The organism is Pseudomonas sp. (genome assembly GCF_036404235.1).
Taxonomy (GTDB): Bacteria; Pseudomonadota; Gammaproteobacteria; order Pseudomonadales; family Pseudomonadaceae; genus Aquipseudomonas.
Map to the genome: position 1 here is coordinate 68632 of NZ_DASWOT010000017.1, position 20317 is coordinate 88948.

At 57.4% G+C, this 20317-nt stretch carries 19 protein-coding genes; 8 read left to right on the forward strand and 11 right to left on the reverse strand.

The genetic code is table 11. The features are described 5' to 3' along the window. Positions 1-488: 488 nt before the first annotated feature. Positions 489-1499, reverse strand: coding sequence for a hypothetical protein (locus tag VGC62_RS02325; protein ID WP_331185464.1), 1011 nt, complete (start codon positions 1497-1499; stop codon positions 489-491). 190 nt (positions 1500-1689) lie between these two features. Continuing rightward, positions 1690-1980, reverse strand: coding sequence for a PsiF family protein (locus tag VGC62_RS02330; protein ID WP_331185465.1), 291 nt, complete (start codon positions 1978-1980; stop codon positions 1690-1692). A 215-nt stretch (positions 1981-2195) separates the two neighbouring features. On the opposite strand from VGC62_RS02330, the gene VGC62_RS02335 reads away from it, so the two are divergent. Beyond that, the gene (locus VGC62_RS02335; protein WP_331185466.1) at positions 2196-3080 is read left to right on the forward strand and encodes a DMT family transporter; all 885 of its coding nucleotides are present in this window, start codon (positions 2196-2198) and stop codon (positions 3078-3080) included. Between the two features lie 38 nt (positions 3081-3118). Here the strand turns inward: VGC62_RS02335 and VGC62_RS02340 are convergent, their stop codons facing one another. Beyond that, complete coding sequence (locus VGC62_RS02340; protein ID WP_331185467.1) at positions 3119-4009, reverse strand: triacylglycerol lipase; 891 nt, start codon at positions 4007-4009, stop codon at positions 3119-3121. 269 nt (positions 4010-4278) lie between these two features. Between VGC62_RS02340 and VGC62_RS02345 the strand changes: the two genes are divergently transcribed. After that, entirely contained in the window at positions 4279-4806 is a 528-nt protein-coding gene (locus VGC62_RS02345) for a ferritin-like domain-containing protein (RefSeq protein WP_331185468.1), read from the forward strand. 125 nt (positions 4807-4931) lie between these two features. Here VGC62_RS02345 and VGC62_RS02350 read toward each other — a convergent pair whose 3' ends face one another. After that, a complete protein-coding gene (locus VGC62_RS02350) occupies positions 4932-7001 on the reverse strand; it encodes an AsmA family protein (protein ID WP_331185469.1) in 2070 nt (689 codons plus the stop codon). Positions 7002-7330: 329 nt separating this feature from the next. Between VGC62_RS02350 and VGC62_RS02355 the strand changes: the two genes are divergently transcribed. The 6 genes from VGC62_RS02355 (at position 7331) to VGC62_RS02380 (ending at position 11735) form a co-directional block, all read left to right on the forward strand. Continuing rightward, positions 7331-7555: a hypothetical protein gene (locus tag VGC62_RS02355; protein ID WP_331185470.1), complete on the forward strand. Its 225-nt coding sequence runs from the start codon at positions 7331-7333 to the stop codon at positions 7553-7555. A 160-nt stretch (positions 7556-7715) separates the two neighbouring features. After that, a complete protein-coding gene (locus VGC62_RS02360; protein ID WP_331185491.1) occupies positions 7716-8348 on the forward strand; it encodes a TetR family transcriptional regulator in 633 nt (210 codons plus the stop codon). 192 nt (positions 8349-8540) lie between these two features. Then, positions 8541-9041, forward strand: a complete 501-nt coding sequence (gene ureE, locus VGC62_RS02365; RefSeq protein WP_331185471.1) for an urease accessory protein UreE — start codon at positions 8541-8543, stop codon at positions 9039-9041. After that, the gene (locus VGC62_RS02370) at positions 9038-9712 is read left to right on the forward strand and encodes an urease accessory protein UreF (protein ID WP_331185472.1); all 675 of its coding nucleotides are present in this window, start codon (positions 9038-9040) and stop codon (positions 9710-9712) included. The genes ureE and VGC62_RS02370 overlap by 4 nt, the downstream gene beginning before the upstream one ends. Positions 9713-9748: 36 nt before the next feature. Beyond that, entirely contained in the window at positions 9749-10366 is a 618-nt protein-coding gene (ureG, locus tag VGC62_RS02375) for an urease accessory protein UreG (RefSeq protein ID WP_331185473.1), read from the forward strand. Positions 10367-10583: 217 nt separating this feature from the next. Next, a complete protein-coding gene (locus VGC62_RS02380; RefSeq protein ID WP_331185474.1) occupies positions 10584-11735 on the forward strand; it encodes an AGE family epimerase/isomerase in 1152 nt (383 codons plus the stop codon). A 151-nt stretch (positions 11736-11886) separates the two neighbouring features. On the opposite strand, the gene VGC62_RS02385 is transcribed toward VGC62_RS02380, so the two are convergent. The 7 genes from VGC62_RS02385 to VGC62_RS02415 all read right to left on the reverse strand — a co-directional run bounded on the left by VGC62_RS02385 (position 11887) and on the right by VGC62_RS02415 (position 20197). Continuing rightward, complete coding sequence (locus VGC62_RS02385) at positions 11887-12651, reverse strand: SDR family oxidoreductase (RefSeq protein ID WP_331185475.1); 765 nt, start codon at positions 12649-12651, stop codon at positions 11887-11889. Between the two features lie 784 nt (positions 12652-13435). After that, positions 13436-14152: an ABC transporter ATP-binding protein gene (locus VGC62_RS02390; protein ID WP_331185476.1), complete on the reverse strand. Its 717-nt coding sequence runs from the start codon at positions 14150-14152 to the stop codon at positions 13436-13438. Then, positions 14149-15024 (reverse strand): ATP-binding cassette domain-containing protein, encoded by an 876-nt coding sequence (locus tag VGC62_RS02395; protein WP_331185477.1) that lies wholly within the window; start codon positions 15022-15024, stop codon positions 14149-14151. Before VGC62_RS02395 ends, VGC62_RS02390 begins: the two co-directional genes overlap by 4 nt. Then, a complete protein-coding gene (gene livM / locus VGC62_RS02400; protein WP_331185478.1) occupies positions 15021-16319 on the reverse strand; it encodes a high-affinity branched-chain amino acid ABC transporter permease LivM in 1299 nt (432 codons plus the stop codon). The genes VGC62_RS02395 and livM overlap by 4 nt, the downstream gene beginning before the upstream one ends. A 2-nt stretch (positions 16320-16321) precedes the next feature. Further along, positions 16322-17236: an ABC transporter permease subunit gene (locus VGC62_RS02405; protein ID WP_331185479.1), complete on the reverse strand. Its 915-nt coding sequence runs from the start codon at positions 17234-17236 to the stop codon at positions 16322-16324. A 188-nt stretch (positions 17237-17424) separates the two neighbouring features. Next, positions 17425-18558 (reverse strand): ABC transporter substrate-binding protein, encoded by a 1134-nt coding sequence (locus tag VGC62_RS02410; protein WP_331185480.1) that lies wholly within the window; start codon positions 18556-18558, stop codon positions 17425-17427. Positions 18559-18913: 355 nt separating this feature from the next. Further along, a complete protein-coding gene (locus tag VGC62_RS02415; RefSeq protein ID WP_331185481.1) occupies positions 18914-20197 on the reverse strand; it encodes an FAD-binding oxidoreductase in 1284 nt (427 codons plus the stop codon). Between the last annotated feature and the right edge of the window lie 120 nt (positions 20198-20317).

Here is a 20317-nt window from a genome sequence, read left to right on the forward strand (position 1 = left end):
CGCTGTCGCCCGGCAAACAGGTTTCACCCTGAACTGAACCCATAAAGCATTTGCGATGACGGCTTGTAGGAGCCAACTTGTTGGCGAGGCGACGCATGAGGTGTGTCTGAAACACCGCCTCGCGAACAAGTTCACTCCTACAATGCGTGCTGGCCCCGCCCCGCCATGAACTGCGGACCCGTCCATAAAGCATTGCGATGACGACTTGTAGGAGCCGACTTGTTGGCGAGGCGACCAACGCGGTGCGCCTGAAACACAGCCTCGCGAACAAGTTCATTCCTACAGTTCGTTCTAGCCCTACCGTGCGTTCTCGCCCTGCCCCCATAAAGCATTAGCGATCACCCGCCACATTGAAGACATACGCCATCCGCAGCAGTGACGCATTTGATACGGCCACGCTTTTCAGCAAAAAAACCTGCTGAAAGCTTGACCGGGAACAGAGTGTCTACGGCTGATCAAGCGCATCTACAAAGTCGGCGAGCCGCCCGCTAGACCAAATCCGCACGTCTGAGCTCGCTCTTCAAATACGCGTAATAAATCGGCCCGGCCACCACGCCAGGCAAACCGAACGCGGCTTCGAAAATCAGCATCGCCAGCAACAATTCCCACGACTTGGCGCTGATCTGCCCGCCGACAATGCGCGCGTTAAGGAAGTACTCGACCTTGTGAATCACAATCAGATAAATCAATGCCGCCAGCGCCACCCAGATCGACAGCGACATCCCGACGATAAAGATCAGCGTGTTCGACATCAGATTCCCCACCACCGGCAACAAGCCCAACAGAAAGGTCAGGACAATCAGCGTCTTGGTCAGCGGCAGGTGTACACCACACAACGGCAGGATCACGGCGAGAAAGATTGAAGTGAACGCAGTATTGAGCAGGGAAATCTTGATCTGCGCGAAGACGATGTTGCGAAAGGCCTGACTCAGCAGGTGCAGACGCTCAAACAACGCGGCCGCCAGCGGTTTGCGCTTGGTGACATCGGGAATCCGCTGCAAGGCGATGATCGCGCCAAGCACCATACCAATGAGCAGCGTGACGAACATATGCGCCGCGCCCTTGCCCAGCAATTGCAACTCGCCCACGTGTTTGGTCAGCCATTCCCCGAGAGAGACACGGAACTCGGTGGCACTGGCTGGCAGGTAACTGTCGACGAATGGCGGAAGCTGTCCACGCGCGCGGTCCACCAGCACCATGAACTTATCCAGCGAGGCGCCAGGATTCTCGGCCTCGTGAAGCAAAAAGCTGATGGCCCCGGCAAATAACAGCGCCAGGGCGGTTACCACCAAGGTGCCAAGCAACGCCACCGCCAACCAGCGGGCACGCTCGCCGGCGATCAGGCGCTGAAGCTGCGGGGTGAGCATGTCGACCAGCTCGTACACCAGCAACCCGGCCAGCAAACTGGGTAAAAGGTTGAGCGGAAGGACCAACAATAAGCCGCCGAACACAAGAATCCAGCTGGCCAGGAAAACATGACGGGGCGAAAACGTTGGCATACAGCCTCAAAACGAGCGGCCTGAAGAGGTGGGCAGTCTGCCAGCGATCTGAGTGGAGAACCAGCGGTCCGAAGACCAAGGCAGACCGTCACGCTAAGACACTGCGATTGCAACCCGGATCATCGGCCGCAATCGCAGGAAATACAGCGCCGCCAGCGTGTTTCCGACGCTCGGACAACGGGCCAGGAATTTATTTCTTCTTGAGACAATCACTCATAAAACTTTTCCGTGCATCGCCTTTCAGGGCTTGAGTGCTAGCGGTGGCGTTACAGGTTTTCATTTTTTCCTGCTGAGTCGCAACAGGTGGCGGGGCGGCCTTGAGGCAGGTGCTCATGAAGGCTTTACGCTCGTCGCCTTTGAGGGATTTGGCGCTGGCATCGGCGTTACAGGTAGTCATCTTGTTCTGTTGCGCGGTGGCGGCAAAACCCTGGGCGCACATCAACAGCCCCACGACCAACAAAGGAACACGCAGCATCTTCATCTATTCATCTCCAGGATCGCCGCACAACTGGCGGCATTCGGTGCAGTGTAGACAAAAACTGTTGCCGCATATATCAGTCGAGCCTGGGCTTATACCCTTACGAAAACCCCGCCCCGCTGCCCATTGCGAATAACCCGGCATTCGATGCAAAGGTCAGGTGGACGCCACAGCCGACAAGCGGATAATGCGCGCTCATCTTTGCGACGGTTGCCCCCATGCAATACCTTTATCCCTTGCTGACCGTCTGCATCTGGGCGGGCAATAACGTCATTACCAAAGCCGCAGCGGGTCGCATCTTTCCTGCCGAGATCGGCTTTTACCGCTGGCTGCTCGCGGGCATCCTATTCACGCCGTTTTTGCTGGTGCCTGTGCTGAAGAACTGGGCAATCATCAAACCCAATCTCGGCAAAATCGCCGTACTTGCGGTATTGGGCATGGCGATTTACCAGAGCCTGGCGTACTTCGCCGCAGCGCTCACCACCGCCACCAACATGGGCATCATCCTGTCGCTGGTGCCTATCGTGACCCTGGCGATGTCCATGGTCACATTGGGCAACCGCCTGACCATGGGCACGCTGGTGGGCGCCGTGCTGTCGTTTCTGGGCGTTTTGTTTGTGGTGTCGCAGGGCAGTTTAACGGTGCTGATGGCCCACGGCGTCAACATGGGCGATTTCATGATGCTCATCGCGACCGTGGCGTACGCGACTTACAGCACGCTGCTGAAGAAATGGAAACTGGGCCTACCGCCATTGCAGTTGCTGTATCTGCAGATTCTGGTGGCGATTGTGGTGCTATTGCCGTTGTTCGTTTTTTCGCAGAAAACCGGGCTCAACCTGAACAACGTTACGCTGGTGCTGTACGCCTGCATCCCGACATCCATGCTTGCACCGTTGCTGTGGATGAAATCAATCAGCATCCTGGGGCCGAGCCGCACGACGCTGTTTTTCAACCTGATCCCACTGCTGACCGCTCTGATCGCCGCCATTGTCCTGGGTGAGCAGCTTGCCCTGTATCACTTGTTCGGCGGCGCACTGACCTTGGCAGGTGTCATCCTGGCAGAACGCTGGACCACACCGTTGCGCCCTTCCCCAACGGTGTGAGCCGGCACCTGGGTGATCCCCGTCATCGGGGCAAACCGTTAAAGGCCAGCGGCCTTAAGACGCGCGGCATGTTCAAGAAATAGCCCGACAGGATTGGCCCCCTTGCCCACCCGGCCAAGGCTCTGGTTGACGATGTCGAAATGGTCGAGCGGATAGTCATCCCCGATGACCGTGCCCAAATGCGAACTGAAGCGCCCGACCATGCCATCAGATTGCCCTCGCTCTTTTGTGAACGTGCTGGCGAATATCCGACAGGTCACATTCGTACCGTCCAGGCGGTTCCATCCTCTATTGGTGCGCCCCGGTTGCAGGGTGCCGGACCAAGAGTAATAACGCACACCGTTGACCAGTTCTGCGCCCTGCCCGCCCCACGTGGTGGGTAGCCCCTGCGGGAACTGGCTGTTGAAACTCGCCATGCCTTGAGTCGTCAGCGAAAGGTGCGCCGCATCGAGATCAGTCGGCAGACGGGTGCCACGGTAACCGGTGTCCAGCAGGTGCATCGCCCACCCCACCACAAGGAGCGCGGCGTTGAGCAACCGTCCACGCGCGGTGTGAATGGGAAAGCGCGACTCGATGTAATCGGCCAGTTCCGAGCCATGGTTGGGCCCGGCGACGGAGGTGACAGATGCCACCAGATCCGGGCGTTTGGCGGCGGCATAACGAATGGTGATCGCGCCTTGGCTGTGACCGATCAGGTTGACCTTGGCGGCGCCTGTTTCCCGCAGGATTTCCTCAATGCGCCCCAGCAGTTGCTCGCCCCTGATCTCGGATGAGTTCAGCGCCGAGACCATCACCGGAATCACCGTCGCGCCGCCACGACGCAACGCAGGCACGATGCCGAACCAATATGGATAAACCACCAGTTTCACAAACCCAAAGAACCCCGGCACCAACACAATGGGATAACGCGTGGCCTGGTCTTGCGTCATGAGCGTGCTCCTTGCGCTGAGGATAAAGCAGCTTCGGCGCCCGCCCCGTGGCAGCGCCTAAGGCAATACGGTAACAGTAAGCCGATGACAGACTGGATCACCGCACTCATGCCCTGCAACAGACGCTAGTCATTGGCAAATCAGATAAAACTTTTCCGCTGGCTCACTACTCACAGATAAGGACCCGATCATGCCAGGCGCCAGTCAATGCAATAGACGACTGACGCACCAAGAGCGCGAAGGGATAACCGGATTAGCCCTGGAGATTGATGATGACCGAACTATCGAGTGTGAGCACCCTGCGCGAGCGCGCACGGAAGAATGTTGAAAATGGGGCTGTGACCGAAAGCTACAGTGCCGATCGCGAAACCGTATTGCGCCTGCTCAACGAATCGCTGGCCACTGAGTTGGTCTGCGTGCTGCGTTACAAGCGCCACTACTTCATGGCCAAAGGCGTGAAAGCCCATGTCGCCGCCGAGGAGTTTCTGGAGCACGCCACGCAAGAGGCCGAGCATGCCGATAAGCTGGCAGAGCGTATTGTGCAGCTGGGTGGCGAGCCGGAATTCGACCCGGACACGCTGTCGAAAAACTCCCACGCGCAGTACGTCGCGGGTAAAACGCTCAAAGAAATGGTGACCGAAGACTTGGTTGCTGAGCGAATTGCGATTGACAGCTATCGCGAAATTATCCAGTACATCGGCGACAAGGACCCCACCACGCGCCGCCTCTTCGAGGAAATCCTTGAGCAGGAAGAAGAGCACGCCGATGACATGGCGGACCTGCTCGACGGGCTCTGATTGACACCCCTGCAACGCAAAAGCCAGGACCGAGTCCTGGCTTTTTTTGTAGCGGCTGTCCCGATAACCCAGTCGGAAGTCAGTTTTTGCAGGATTTTTTGCTAGCCAAACGATCGCCGTGCCACTTACTTCACGGTCTTCGGCGCCTTGCCTGAGCGCATCTGCTCCAGCAGCACCGCACATTGGTTAGGTTGATTACCGCCGCTAGGCGCGACCAACGCCAACAGCCCTGCCGCTGGCCCAACTGCTGCGGCCAGCAATACCATCCCGGCACCGCGCAGCAACAACGGCCCGGATTCAACCCCCGCACTCGGCTTGGCAAAGGCGCCACGCACATACAACGGCGAACGCAGCGAGAACACACGGAAGCCTTTGGACTCAGGGCTGATCTTCATGTCCAGTTGTTCGGTCTTGAAATTGGCCGTGCCGTCGATATAGATGATCGCGTTCTCGGTGTCGAACACCGACAGCCTGGTAGTCGCCAGCCCATTCTTGATACCTAAGTCAGTCGCGGCACAATTGATCTTCACTTCCTTATCACCGAACAGCCTGCCGACCACATAGTTACCAACATTAAGACCTGCGATCTCCATCAGGTCACGGCTGATCGCGCCGTCGTTGATCAGCATCTTCATTTCGCCGTTGGCCGTGCCTAATAATGCAGCGACCGAGTTGCCTTTGCCGCTGATATCGGCGTCGCCATTGAGCTCGCCAAAGCTGGTTTTCATTGGTTCAAACGTCGGAAACAACTGCTTGAGCTTGAAATTTCGCGCACTCAGCTTCGCCCGCCCTTCCAGCGGCTGAGTGTGTCCGTTCAAGCGAATATCGGCGTCCAGCTTGCCGCCCGCAACGCCGAACCGCAGTGGTTGCAGGCTAAGCTGACCATCGTTCAGCACCACATGAGTGTAGAGATCGGTAAACGGCAGCTCGGCGCTCTGCACGATTTTCTTGCCGGTGAACTCCACGTCAGCATCCATCGCGCCCCAGCGGTCGGTCTTGAACTCTTCAACGGGCAACACCTTATCTGCTGGTTGCTTGCTCTCACCGCCACGATTCTTCTGCTGCGCGTTGGAATCGGCACCGATCAATGGCTTCAAATCAGCCATCAGCAGTTGATTGGAAACCAGCGCACCCGTCAATTTTGGCCGGGGCTGACTGGCGACAAAACTCAGATCACCATGGATATCGCTGTCGCCAATCTTGCCGTTGAAGCTCTGGTATTTGAATGATGCCCCTGCCGTGTCATGCAGATGAGCAATCAGGCGACCGTCGGTGGCATAAGGAGGAGAATCCGGCAGGGTCACGCCAGTCAGCGGATACAGATTACCCAGACTATCGCCAGACAGCTTCAGACGCAGGTCGAGTTCGCCGAGGTTTTGCGGATCGATCACGGTCCCCGCGACCGCCACGTGGGTTTTACCGGCGCTGACATCGGCCTGAACCGGAAACGGCAGCGCTGCGTTTTTTAGCGCCAACAACCCACCGAACTTGCCACTGCCATTGAGTTTCTGACCGTGATATTGCCCTTTGGCGGTAAAACCGAATGCGTAATCCTGGGTTGACGCACCTTTGTCCTGGACCTTCTGCGCCTCGCTACTGCCGACGATGTCACTGAACGGAATCGGTTTGCCCAGCGGATCAATCACCACGTCGACTTGGGTATTGAGGGTCTGATCGTTGACGCTCACAAAGCCTTTATCGAAGCCGATGGCGCCAATGTCCATGACCCACTTTGAGGGCTCGGCATTCGGATCGCTTTGCGGTAGATCAAACACCCAGTTGGCGCGACCGTCCGCCAGACGCTCAAGTTTGGCGTTGGGCTCGGTCAAGTCGATGCGGGGGATGGAGAGGATCTGCGTCAGTAACGGCAATGGCGAGAGTCGAAATTCAACGCGCTTGAGAGTGACCATTTGCGCAGTCTTCGACCATTCAGGGTTGCCCAGCGTAATGTCTTCAGCCGACAGGTGCGGCCACGGCACCCATGCACGCCAGCCGCCTTCGTTTGGCTCACGACTCCAATTCACCGCCAGATTACCGTTGATGGCAAACGGTCGATGAAGGGCTTCAGAGACTTTTTCGTTCAGTGTGGGTTTGATCCTGTTCCAGTCAAAGGTCGCGATAACGATGATCAGGATGGCAATCAAGAGCACCAAAATGGCGCCTGTCCAGGCAAAAATCTTACGGCTTCGCGTCATTGCGTTTTCTCCCCAATACCGACGCGTCATCCAGTGCGCGTCGCAAACGTCTTAGCGCTTGGACTGACAAAAGTCCTGCGGGTTTGGTTGCCGTGAAGAGTTTTCGATACAACACGACCGTTCGGGGGTTCCACAATGGCGCAGCGAAGGCTCTGAAATCACCCTTACAGGGCAAAACGTAGCCGCTGGAGGCCTTGATTTACGTGGCTTTGCTTGCACAATCATTTTTGTCGATTGTTACCATCATTTCTATGAACTTTTATATCGACAAACCCGCTGTATGATCCGCTCCACATTTTTTAAATGCCCTTCGGGGGAGCAACCCAACCATGAAACACCCACTGCTGCTTAGCCTGACTCTTTCTCTTCTCGCCACCAGCGCGTTCGCCATGCCTGCCAGCGAACAACCTGTCATCGGCGAAATGAAAGACAGTCAGCAAGCAGTCATGTCGACCCTCGCTCAGGACGGCAAAGATCGTTTGATTCAGCAATACCAACGTGTGGCCGACAACGGTCCTGATCGCCTGATTCAACAGTACCAGCGAGTTTCATGATCACATCGACTGCTGATGAGAAAGCCCGGCCACCGTGCCGGGCTTTTTCTATTCGATCTGCCTGCATGCGGCCATAGCTGTCCAGAAAACCGGGTTCGACGCAGCGCAAGCGCATTTGTTAGAGTGCAGCGCAATGCTCAGCCAGAACACTGCCCATCCCATGCTGCCCCGCGCCGAACAAAAACAGCAAACCCGCCACGCCTTGCTCGATGCAGCCAGAGGCCTGATGGACAGCGGACGAGGATTTGGCAGCCTGAGCCTGCGCGAAGTGGCTAAAACGGCGGGGATCGTGCCGACAGGGTTTTATCGTCACTTCAACGATATGGATCACCTGGGCCTGGCGCTGGTCAGCGAGGTGGGTCAGACCTTCCGCGAAACTATTCGCCGCGTCAGACACAACGACTCAATCGAGACAGGCATCATCGACGCGTCGGTACGGATATTTCTCGATGACGTGGCCGCCAACCGGTCTCAATTTTTGTTTTTGGCCCGTGAGCAATACGGCGGCTCGTTAAAAGTGCGGCAGGCGTTGGGGGCTCTGCGCGAAGCCATCATCGCGGACCTGACCACCGACCTTGCGTCCATGCCCAAGTTTCAGCACCTCAACACCAACGATTTGGCAGTGATGGCTGACCTTGTGGTGAAAAGCGTGTTTGCCATGCTGCCCGAACTGATAGACCCGCCACCTGCGACCTTGGCCGAACACCTGACGCCACGCGCCAAGATTACCCAGCAACTGCGCTTCATCTTTATCGGCGCCAAGCGTTGGCAGGGGCTGGGAAGTACCGAGTAGTCCTGCAAAATCGCTCCCACCGCCACAAAAGCATCAAATCAGTGCAAGCTCATCGATGGCGCACCAAAACAGAACGAAGCCGCGCCCACTCTCTAGCACTCCTCCTTGAAATGTAGGTTGTTTCCTACAGTTATCCCGGTTGGCAAGCCCCTTGCTCTGGCTATTGCATCGCTCTTGGCTGGAAACTTTCTGATGCTGGTGATTCACCAAAGAATCGAACCTCAAGCCCAATGGGCTGCCGAACTGCATTTGAATTTCGAAGCTCGTAGCAAGAGTCGCCTGCGCTGCTTCAGTGCAGAAGGTGAAGACGTCGGGCTGTTTCTTGAGCGCGGCCAGCCACCGCTACGCGACGGCGAATTCCTCAGGGCCGAAGACGGCCGCGTCGTGCGTGTCTGCGCGCGCCCTGAACAACTGATGCACGTGACGTGCAGCAGCGCTTTGGAGCTGACACGTGCCGCTTACCACTTGGGCAATCGCCACGTCGCATTGCAAGTGGGTAACGGCTGGCTGCGCCTGCTCGACGATTACGTGCTCAAGGCAATGCTTGATCAGCTGGGCGCTACCAGCGAATCCATCGAAGCGCCCTTTTCGCCGGAACATGGCGCTTATGGCGGCGGTCATCATCACTCGCGCGCAGGTGAAGAAGATTTCAACTACGCGCCAAAGATTCACCATTTCGGCGTTCGTCTATGAACAGCGCCTGGGCGCTTTTGCGTCTGGCCAGTCCGCAGTTGCCGATTGGCGGCTACAGCTACTCACAAGGGCTGGAAATGGCGGTGGAGCAATCGATCGTCACCGATCCTGCCAGCGCCGGACGCTGGATCGGCGATCAATTGCTGCTCAATCTGGCTCGCTTCGAAGCACCATTGTTGCTGGCCCACTGCATAGCCGCCACCGAGGATAACTGGAGCACACTGTTGCAACTGAGTCAGGAACATCGCGCCAGTCGCGAGACCCGCGAGCTGCATCTGGAAAGCCGACAGATGGGCTACTCACTGCGGCAATTGCTGATCGGACTGCCCGAAATGGATGAGCCCGCACGGCGTTTTCTCGAACAGTTGGATGAACCGCACCTGGCCCTGTGCTGGGCCCTGGCCGCGCGCGCCTGGCATATCACGCCTCAGGATGCGCTGGCTGCCTGGCTGTGGAGCTGGCTGGAAAATCAACTGGCGGTTCTGATGAAAACCCTGCCGTTGGGCCAGCAGGCCGCACAACGACTCACCAGCGAGCTGTTGCCGTTGCTGCAACGCGCGCAACAGCACGCCACCACACAAGACCCTCGACACATCGGCAGCGCCCCGTTCGGCCTGGCGTTGGCGAGCATGGCCCACGAACGCCAATACAGCCGACTGTTTCGGTCCTGACTGGTTGTGCCTAAAAAAGATCAACGGAGAACCTCAATGAACAGCCAACCCTTGCGCGTCGGTATCGGCGGCCCAGTCGGATCCGGTAAAACCGCGCTGACCCTGGCCCTGTGCCTGGCGCTGCGCGACCGCTATAACCTGGCCGTCGTCACCAACGACATCTACACCCGCGAAGACGCCGACTTTCTGGTGCGCAACGAGGCACTGGCGCCAGAGCGCATCATCGGTGTGGAAACCGGCGGCTGCCCGCACACGGCCATTCGCGAAGATGCCTCGATCAACCTGGAAGCCGTCGACCAGTTGAACCGCCGCTTTGAAGGGCTTGATCTGATCATCGTCGAATCGGGCGGCGACAATTTGTCTGCGACCTTCAGCCCTGAACTGTCGGACCTGACGATTTACGTGATCGACGTCTCGGCCGGCGACAAACTGCCACGTAAAGGCGGCCCAGGCATCTGCAAATCCGACCTGTTGGTGATCAACAAAATCGACCTCGCACCACTGGTGGGCGCGTCGCTGGAAATGATGGACCGCGACACTAGGAAGATGCGTGGCGACAAGCCGTTCGTGTTCAGTAACCAGAAGACCGGACAGGGTCTTGAAGCCATCATCGCCTTCATCGAACGTCAGGGACTGCTGACCGAAGCCGCCTGAGATGTCCAGCCCATGTGTTTTTTGCCGGGGGGCGAATCTGTTGTAGGCATTGCCGGGGCCATGAAGGCTACGATTGCGATGTGTCAGGAAAACCCATCGCAGCCTTCGTAATCTCCGCCAGCTCAGACGGGTGTTAATCAGTCACCCCGCTCTCCCCCTGCAATCCTCGCCGCCTGCTACCATGTCGCGCAATTTGCCCTTGCTGTGACGCCAATCGATGCCTGACGCCCTCCCTCCTGCCGACAAGTCGCAACTGAACGCGCTGTTCACCGCCGTGCATCAGCACTTCATGCAAGTGATCGTGCCCATGTGGCTGCATAGCGGCTGGAACGCCGAGCTGGCGCTGCCGTACGAAGCCGTTGACGCACACCATCAGCCGTTGCCACCGCAGCGCTACCGGGCGATGGCCTGTGCGCGGCAGCTGTTTTTGTTTTCCAGCCTGATAAACGATCCTGCCGTGCCTGAAGCCAGTGCCCGCGCCGCCGCGTTATTTCGTTCTCTGCAGCGGCATTTTCACGACTCAGAGCACGGCGGCTGGTTCTACAGCATCGATCCACAGGGCGCACCGCTAGACCGCCGCAAGGACCTCTACACCCATGCTTTCATTGTCTTCGCCTGTGCGCATTACTGGGCAAAGGTTCGGGAGCCCCTGGTTGAATCGACCCTCAACGCCGCGCTGCACGTAGTGACCGAGCGTTTCTCTGAGGGTGATGGGTTGTATGACGCCGTGTTGGCCGAGGATTGGTCTTCGCTGGGCGCTGGGCCGCTGCAGAACCCGTTGATGCATCTGGCCGAAGCGTTCCTGGCCACACTGCAAGTACGCGAAGACCCCGAAACACTGGCAGCGCTGGCAGCACTGGTCGCTGGCATGCAACAGCGCTTCGTCGATGTCGAGCATGGGGTGATGTTGGAAAAACCGCTGGACGCTGTGGATAACTGGTTCGAGCCGGGGCATCAGTTCGAATGGTTCTTTCTGCTGGAGTCCTCCGAGCATCTGCGCGGCAGCCCGTTGCATCGCTCGCTGACCCAGGCTTTCGCCTACGCACAAGTGCAAGGTGTCGATCCAAAAACCGGCGCTGTGGCGGCCATGCTGCATGCAGATGGATCAATGAAGGACACCACGCAACGGATCTGGGCTCAGGCTGAATACCTGCGTGCCTTGACCTTGCGCCCCGACAGCGAAGCCTTATTGACGTGCCAGCTGAGCGCGCTGCAACAACGCTTTCTGCATGCCACAGGCTGGAACGAATGCCTAGACAGTAACGGCAACGTCAGCCGCAGCGACATGCCCTCCACGACGCCCTATCACTTGGCGACCTGCTACATCGGCCTGGCGCACTACTTCAAAGCTGACGCCGCCGCTCTGTAGGAGCCAACTTGTTAGCGAGGCGACCAGCGCGGTGTGTCTCTAACGCCGCCTCGCGAACAAGTTCACTCCTACAGCCGATCCCCCGCCACATTGGAAACTTCCGTCAATGGCACGCAGCGACGGATGAACAACAGCGGGCAATCGTGGGCGATTAGCCACGAGTCCGATCAATCGCAAAACCGGCCCAGGTCTGGCTCACGGGCATCAGTTCGAGGCTATTGATGTTGACGTGCGCCGGGGTGTTCATGATCCAGAAAATGGTGTCGGCAATGTCCTGCGGTTGGATCGGCTCGGCGCCGGCGTAGGTTGCGTCGTACTTGGCTTTATCCCCACCGAAACGTACCAGCGAGAACTCGCTTTCACACAGGCCCGGCTCAAGGTTGGTCACACGCACACCGGTGCCAATCAGGTCGTTGCGCAGGTTCAGCGAAAACTGACCGACAAACGCCTTGGTGCCGCCGTACACGTTACCGCCCGGATACGGGTAGTTGCCTGCCACCGAACCAAGGTTGACGATACTGGCGCCGCGACCATGGGCAATCAGCCGCGAGAGCAACAAGCGGGTGGCATAGACCAACCCTTTGACGTTGGTGTCGATCATGGTGTCCCAATCGTCCAGATCGCATTTGGGCGCAGGATCGATCCCCAGCGCCAGGCCTGCGTTGTTGATCAGGCCACGGATCGTCGCGAACTCTTGCGGTAACCCGTCGATTGCTGCCTGCATGGCTGCACGATCACGCACATCCAGCACCAGCGTGTGGACCTTCGTCTGCTTCGACAATTCGGCGCTCAGGGCGCTCAGACGCTCTTCACGACGGCCAGTCAGTACCAGCGACCAACCAGCCTCGGCAAAACGACGAGCGCAAGCTTCGCCAAATCCGGAAGTAGCGCCGGTGATGAACACGGTAGAAGTCATTTCGTTCTCCTGACTAAGGGCTGTGGGCTTATCGGGATAAGCGCTTTATTAATGCAATCGAATTTCACGCAACGGGGGTGACGTGTAGGAAAGCTCTGGAGAATGCCCGCGCAAAGGGCTCAGGGGCAAGTAGCTGCATGAAGACGATTACACTCGCCGTTAGCTGTACAAAAAACAGCCAACCACCCTAAAGCCTTATGCCATCAGGGCTTCAGATAGTTTTACCCACCTTATCCACAGTCAGACCCACAAAATCCGGGGGCAACTCATTAAAGACCAGGTCATGCCATAAACATCGCTCAATCAACCCCGACCAGGTTTTTGGCCGAATCTGCTGAAACGTATCCGCCACAAAATCGTAACAACGATAAGCAAGCGAACCTTTGAAACCATTGCAGCTAGAGATTGCGCTACCTGCGGCGGTCTTTCCAACGGTTGCACACAGAGTTATCCACAGGAACAGCGATGCTAAAACCTGTATAAAAAACCAGATCGCGGCACATTGACAAAGCCCTCAAAAATACCGTCCGAAACAACTGTTCATAATTTGATCGCATCGCTACAGCCCTTGATCTACAAGGCTTGCAGCCACCTACTCCCAACTTATTCACAGTCGGCTCCACAGTAAAACTGAACAAGTCAAAACCGTGACAAAACAACCATTTGCAACGGCTTTGTGGCGCACTTTGGCAACTGCTCAAAATTGTTTTCCACAATTGAAAAACAAAGCGCCCCGAGTGAAATCACCCGGGGCGCGTTTGCTTGCAATCAAGCCTTTTGAGAATCAGTGACCGCCGAGATAGGCGTTCCTCACTTCATCGTTAGTCAGCAGTTCCTGACCAGTACCTGTAAGACGAATCTCACCATTGACCATCACATATGCACGATCCGACAGCCGCAGCGCGTGGTTGGCGTTTTGCTCAACCAGGAAGATCGTCATACCGCTCTTCGCCAATTCCCGCAGCGTCGAGAAGATCTGCTTCACGATGATCGGCGCCAGACCCAGGCTGGGTTCATCCAGCAACAGCAACTTGGGACGACTCATCAGCGCGCGGGCAATCGCCAGCATCTGCTGCTCACCGCCAGACATGGTCATCGCACGCTGGTTACGGCGCTCCTTGAGCCGTGGGAACAGCTCGAACATGCGCTGCATGTCTTCGCTGGCGAATTTATCGCCAATCGGGATGGTGCCCATCATCAGGTTCTCTTCCACCGACATGTCGGGGAACACCCGACGCCCTTCCGGCGACTGCGCAATGCCGTGGGAGGCGATGTAGTGCGAGGACTTTTGGGTGATGTCGGTGCCCTGATAGATGATCTGCCCGCTGGCTGCGCGCGGCTGACCGAAGATCGACATCAGCAGGGTGGACTTGCCCGCGCCGTTGGAGCCGATTAGGCTCACGGTTTCGCCTTCATCAATGTGCAGCGAGACTTTTTTCAGGGCCTGGATCGGCCCGTAATACACGTCGATCTCTTTCAGTTCGAGGATCGGCTTACTCATACCAACTCCTCTTCATCAGCACCCAGATACGCGGCAATCACTTTCGGATCGTTGCGGATCTGCTCCGGCCCGCCCATGGCAATCACATTGCCGTGGTCAAGCACGACGATATCGTCGGAAATCCCCATGACCATGCCCATGTCGTGTTCGATCAGCACAATGGTCATGTCGTGCTCGTCGCGCAGCAGGCGGATCATGCCACTCAGCGCTTCGGTTTCTTGTGGGTTCAGGCCTGCGGCCGGTTCGTCCAGGCAGATGACTTGCGGACGGGTACACATGGCGCGGGCTATTTCCAGACGGCGTTGCTGGCCGTAGGACAATTCACCCGCCAAGCGGTTGGCGCAGTCCACCAAGTCCACCACTTCCAGCCAGTAAAACGCCGTGCTCATGGCATCTTCTTCGGCTTTGCGATAACCCTTGGTGTTGAGGATGCCAGCCAGCATGTTGCGGTTAACCCACATGTGCTGAGCCACCAAAAGGTTCTCGATGACCGACATTTCCTTGAACAGGCGAATGTTCTGGAAGGTACGTGCCAAGCCGGCCCGGTTCACCAGATGCGTGCCGCCGAACATTTTGTAGAACACCCGGCTGGCGAAGCTTTTGGGCGACACAAAATCCGTCACCTGAAACGGCTCGCCCAGCAGTTGGATCACGTTGGTCGTGGTGCCGCGCGTATGCAGATTGATCCGACCGCCGGTGGCTTTGTAGAAACCAGTCAGGCAATTGAAGACTGTGGTTTTGCCTGCGCCGTTCGGGCCGATCAAGGCGAAGATCGAATTACGACGCACCTTGAGGCTGACATCACTCAGGGCCTTGATGCCACCGAAGTGCATCATCAGGTTTTCGACGGACAGAACGATTTCGTCGCTCATCGCACGCCCTCCGCTTTCACCAGGACGCCTTTGCGTGGACGCACGCCGGTACGGCTGATACGAATCAGGCCACGAGGCCGCCAGATCATCATCAGCACCATCAGGATGCCAAACAGCAGCACGCGGTACTCGGCGAAGCTGCGCAACAACTCAGGGGCAACGGTCAAGACGAATGCCGCGATCACCACGCCCACGGTCGAGCCCATGCCACCCAGTACGACGATGGCAAGAATCAATGCCGACTCGAAGAAAGTGAATGAGGTTGGGTTGATGAAGCCTTGATAGCTGGCGAAAAATACCCCAGCCAGACCCGCTGTCGATGCGCCGATGGTGAACGCCGAAAGCTTGACCAATACATGGTTCAGACCCATGGAGCGGCAGGCGATTTCGTCCTCACGCAGGGCTTCCCAGGCCCGACCAACTGGCATGCGGGTCAGGCGGTGCTTGACGTAAAGCACGGCCACCACCACCAGGAACAGCACCCCATAGATAAAGATAAATTTCAGGTCCGGGTTGTAGTCGAAACCGAAATATTCGTGAATCGGGATACCGCCATCTTTGGCGCGACGGCCAAACTCCAAGCCGAAAAAGGTCGGCGCAGGTACTGCAACGCCGTTCGGGCCACCCGTGAAGGACAGCCAATTGTTCAGCACCAGACGAATGATTTCACCGAAGCCCAAGGTCACGATGGCCAGATAGTCGCCATGCATACGCAACACCGGAAACCCCAGAATGCAACCCGCCAGCGCTGCGGCAATGGCAGCCAGCGGCAATGCCGACCAGAAACCCAACCCCAAATATTGATAACCCAAAGCAAGACCATAAGCACCGATGGCGTAGAACGCCACGTAGCCCAGATCGAGCAAGCCGGCCAGGCCGACCACGATGTTCAGGCCCAGGCCCAGCAACACGTAGATCAGACCGAGAATGACGACCGTCAGCACGTACTTGTCAGCAAACACCGGGAACACGATGGCGATCACGATCATGGCCGGAATAATGAAACGCAGTCGCGACTTGTAGTCCGGTGGCAGCACATGCACGCCAGAGCCTGCGCTTTCGAAGCTTTGCGTGATAGCTACGCCTTTGGGCGTCTGCATGAACAGGCTCAGCAACAGACGACCGACCATCACCACGCCGACCAGCACGGCCACGCGAGTGGGTTGTAGGTTGAAACCGTAACCGTCGAGCACGATGCCGACGATAGGGCCGAAGACGATCAACGCGAGCAATCCGGCAATGACCGCGTCGATCACACTTTGTTTGATGTCGATGGGTTTGATAGGAGCGGACATACTTACACCTTCGCCACGAGTGGGCGACCCAGCAGGCCTTGAGGACGGAAAATCAGAATCACCACCAACAGGCCGAAACTGAACACGTCTTTGTAATCGGAGTTGACCAGCCCGGAGAATTGCGACTCGGCAACCCCAAGGATCAACCCCCCGAGCATTGCGCCCGGCAACGAACCAATCCCGCCCAAGACCGCAGCAGTGAAGGCCTTGATACCGATGACGAAGCCGGCGAAAAAGTCGAAAGTGCCGTAGTTCATAGTGATCAACACACCGGCCAACGCCGCCATGGCCGCACCGATGACGAACACATAGGAAATGACCCGGTCAGTGTTGATGCCCAGGATCGACGCCATCTTGCGATCCTGTTGAGTGGCGCGGCACATCCGGCCCAGCTTGGTGTACTTAATGATGTAGGTGAGCACACCCATGCCGACGAAAGCGGCAATCAGAATGAAAATCTTGGTGTAGGTGATCTGCACGAAGCCTGTGCCGATATCAAAACGCCAAGCGCCTTCGAGCAGGGTCGGTACGCCTTGTTGGCGCGGCCCCTGGGCGATCTGCGCATAGTTTTGCAGGATCAGGGAAATGCCAATGGCACTGATTAGCGGTGCCAGACGAGTCGAGTTACGCAATGGCTTGTAGGCCACCCGCTCGATGACGAAGCCATACACACCCGTCACCACGATGGTGAAGATCAGCGTGCCGAGAATCAGGAAAGGGAAGGACTCAACACCGAAGAACGACAGCACGGCCAAGCCGATTGCCGCTAGATAGGCAGAGATCATGTACACATCGCCGTGGGCGAAGTTGATCATGCCGATAATGCCGTACACCATCGTGTAACCAATGGCGATCAGGCCGTAGACCGAACCAAGGGTCAGGCCGTTGATCATTTGTTGCAGGAAAATACCGTCCATCACGCACGCTCACAAACTTTAAAGGCCACGGTGGAACCGGCCCGCGAACACCCTCGTGAGGTGTGGCGGGACGGACGCATATGGCTACAGAAGAAATCACAGGCCGCCGAGGTGCAGACCCCATTAACCGGACGGCTGATTACGCGAGTCCAACCTCGTGTAATCGGCAATCGGACTCAGCACTCAACTTACTTCTGCTTTTCGAGCTGATGGTATTTACCGTCTTTGTCCCACTGGTAAACCACGTAGTCGGAGACTTTCAGGTCGCCCTTGGCGTCCCAGGATTTCTCACCCATAACAGTTTTCACAGGGTGGGCTTTGAGGAACTTGGCAGCGTCTTCGCCTTTGTTCGACTTGGCGCCGTTGAAGCCAGCGGCCAGAGCCTGGACCGAAGCATAAGCGTACAAGGTGTAGCCTTCAGGCTCGTAGCCAGCCTTGCGGAACTGGTCTACCACAGCCTTGCTGTCTGGCAGCATGCGCGGGTCGGCGCCGAAGGTCATGTACACGCCATCGACGTACTGCGCGCCGCCAGCGGTGGTGACCAATTCGTCGGTAACGACGCCATCGTCGGACATGAACTTCACGTCTTTCAGACCTTGCTCACGCAACTGGCGAACCAGTGGGCCGGCTTCCGGGTGCAGGCCACCGAAGTAGACAACGTCAGCGCCAACGGAGCGAATTTTGGTCACCAGGGCGCTGAAATCTTTCTCGCCGCGAGTCAGACCTTCTTCCAGAACAGGCTTCACGCCACGCGCGGTCAGTTGCTTGGCGGTAGCGTCTGCCAGGCCTTTGCCGTAGGTGTCCTTGTCGTTGATGACAGCGACTTTCTTGCCTTTGAGTACGTCGACGATGTAATCGCCAGCGACGATGCCCTGCTGATCGTCACGACCGCACATGCGGAACATCGCGCCCAAACCACGCTCGGTAACGGTTGGGTTGGTCGAACCCGGCGTGATCGCGATGATGCCAGCTTCGTCATAGACTTCCGACGCAGGGATGGTCGACGACGAACAGAAGTGGCCGACAACACCAGCGACTTTGTCCTGGGACATTTTGTTGGCAACCGCGACGGCCTGTTTAGGTTCGCAAGCGTCATCGCCCTGGACCAGAACGATTTTCTCCCCGTTGATACCGCCAGCAGCGTTGATGGCATCGGCGGCTGCCTGAGCGCCCTTCATGTACTGCAAACCGAACGAGGCGTTGGCGCCAGTCATTGGGCCAGCGACGCCAATCTTGACGTCAGCTTGGGCAAAAGAAGCTGCACCCAATGCAGTAGCGACTGCGAGTGCCAGAAAGCCTTTCCTGTAAAACGTCTGCGACATGAGTTGGTGCTCCTAGGTTTTTAATTAGCACTGCGACCACACGTTGCTCTGAGCAAGTGGCGTGCCATCGGTTTTTTATTCTAAAAAAAGTCGTCATCTTGTTGTTATTCGACTGTTTCGAGCCCTTTTCAACTGGGCGTGCAACCGGCTAAACCGCGCAAGGTGCAACCCTGCGTTAAAAAAGAGCAACCAAGCCAAATAACATGCGCAACCGTTCCGTACCGAGATGTACAACCCTGTTGTTACAACGTGCGTCACCGAACTGCACACCGCCGGTGCGGTGACGCTACGGGACGCACCATTTCAGGTTAGTGGATGCGCGAAAAAGCGCAGCTGGTTGAAGGGTTTTTTCCGCTTAAATCACGATGCGAAGGCATTGGCCCGCATGGTATAGCGAAAAGCCAGCCTCATATAAAGCGCTGCGCAAGCCAATTGCCGACAGCGGCTGCATGCCTGCGAAGGGGATCGGCAGCGCTTTGGCATTACCAGTACACAGATAATCGGCGAAGGCTTTACCCACAACCGTGCCCGTGGTGTTGCCACGACCGTTGTAACCAGTAACTGCGACCAATCCTGGGGCAGGCTCGAACATGCGCAACAGGTGATCAGGCGTAAAGGCGATGCATCCTGTCCAGGTGTATTGCCAATCGACCTTCTTCAGATACGGGAAATAATGCTGCTGAACCCGATCAGCCCAGGCTTTCAAGAACCAGGTCGGCTTTTGATTACCGTTGCCCAGACTGCCGAGCAACAAGCGGCCATCAGCGTCGCGACGAATGCTGCTCAGCACCTGACGCGTGTCCCATGAGCCCTGCCCGCCCGGCAAAATCTGTTTAGCCGCCTCTTCGGTCAGTGGCGCCGAAGCGACCTGGTAGTAATAACCGGGGAAAAAGTTACGTCGCAGTTCGCTCCATTCGCCTTCGGTATAGGCGTTAGACGCGATCACCACTTGCTCGGCGATTACCGCACCGTGCTCGGTGACGACGCACCAGCGGTCACCCTGACGCTCCAGTTTTTTTACTGGCGAATGATCGAAGCGCTGACCACCGAGCTTGCCAACCGCAGCAGCCAAACCACTGGTGTAGGCCATCGGATTGATGGTGCCGGCGCGACGGTCAAGCAGCGCCGAGGTGATTTCCTTGGTGCCGGTGGCGTCCTGACACGCCTTGCCGGTTAGCAGCTCGACCGGCGCACCACGACGTTTCCATTGTTCTTCACGGCTGCGCAAGTCCGCCTGGCCGCGGGCGTTGTGCGCCATGTGCAGCGTGCCTTTGCGTTGTGCCTGACAGTCGATGGCGTATTTTTCGATCAGGCTGAACACCAGCGAAGGTGCGTCGCCGAGCATCTTGTTAAGCTGACTGCCAATGGGCTCGCCGAAACCGGCCTCGATTTCGTCGGGAGGAATCCACAGCCCTGCATTAACCAATCCTACGTTACGCCCGGAGCCGCCCTGGCCGGTGCGATGGGCCTCCACCACGGCGACCTTCTTGCCTTGTTCGAGCAAATGAATCGCCGCCGACAACCCGGTAATGCCCGCGCCGATGACGCAGACATCCACTGTAACTTCGCCCTTCAACGCCGGCGCCTCAGGCCTCTGCGGCGTCAGCGTTTCCCACAGACACTCTTCGCGTAGCGACATCGCAAAACCTCGGAAAGAGACACAGCCAAAACCTTTTTTCCAAATATCACAGATGTAGGCGCGTGGCTTGTCCCGCGATCGGCTGCACAGCAGATCGCGGGACAAGCCACGCTCCTACCG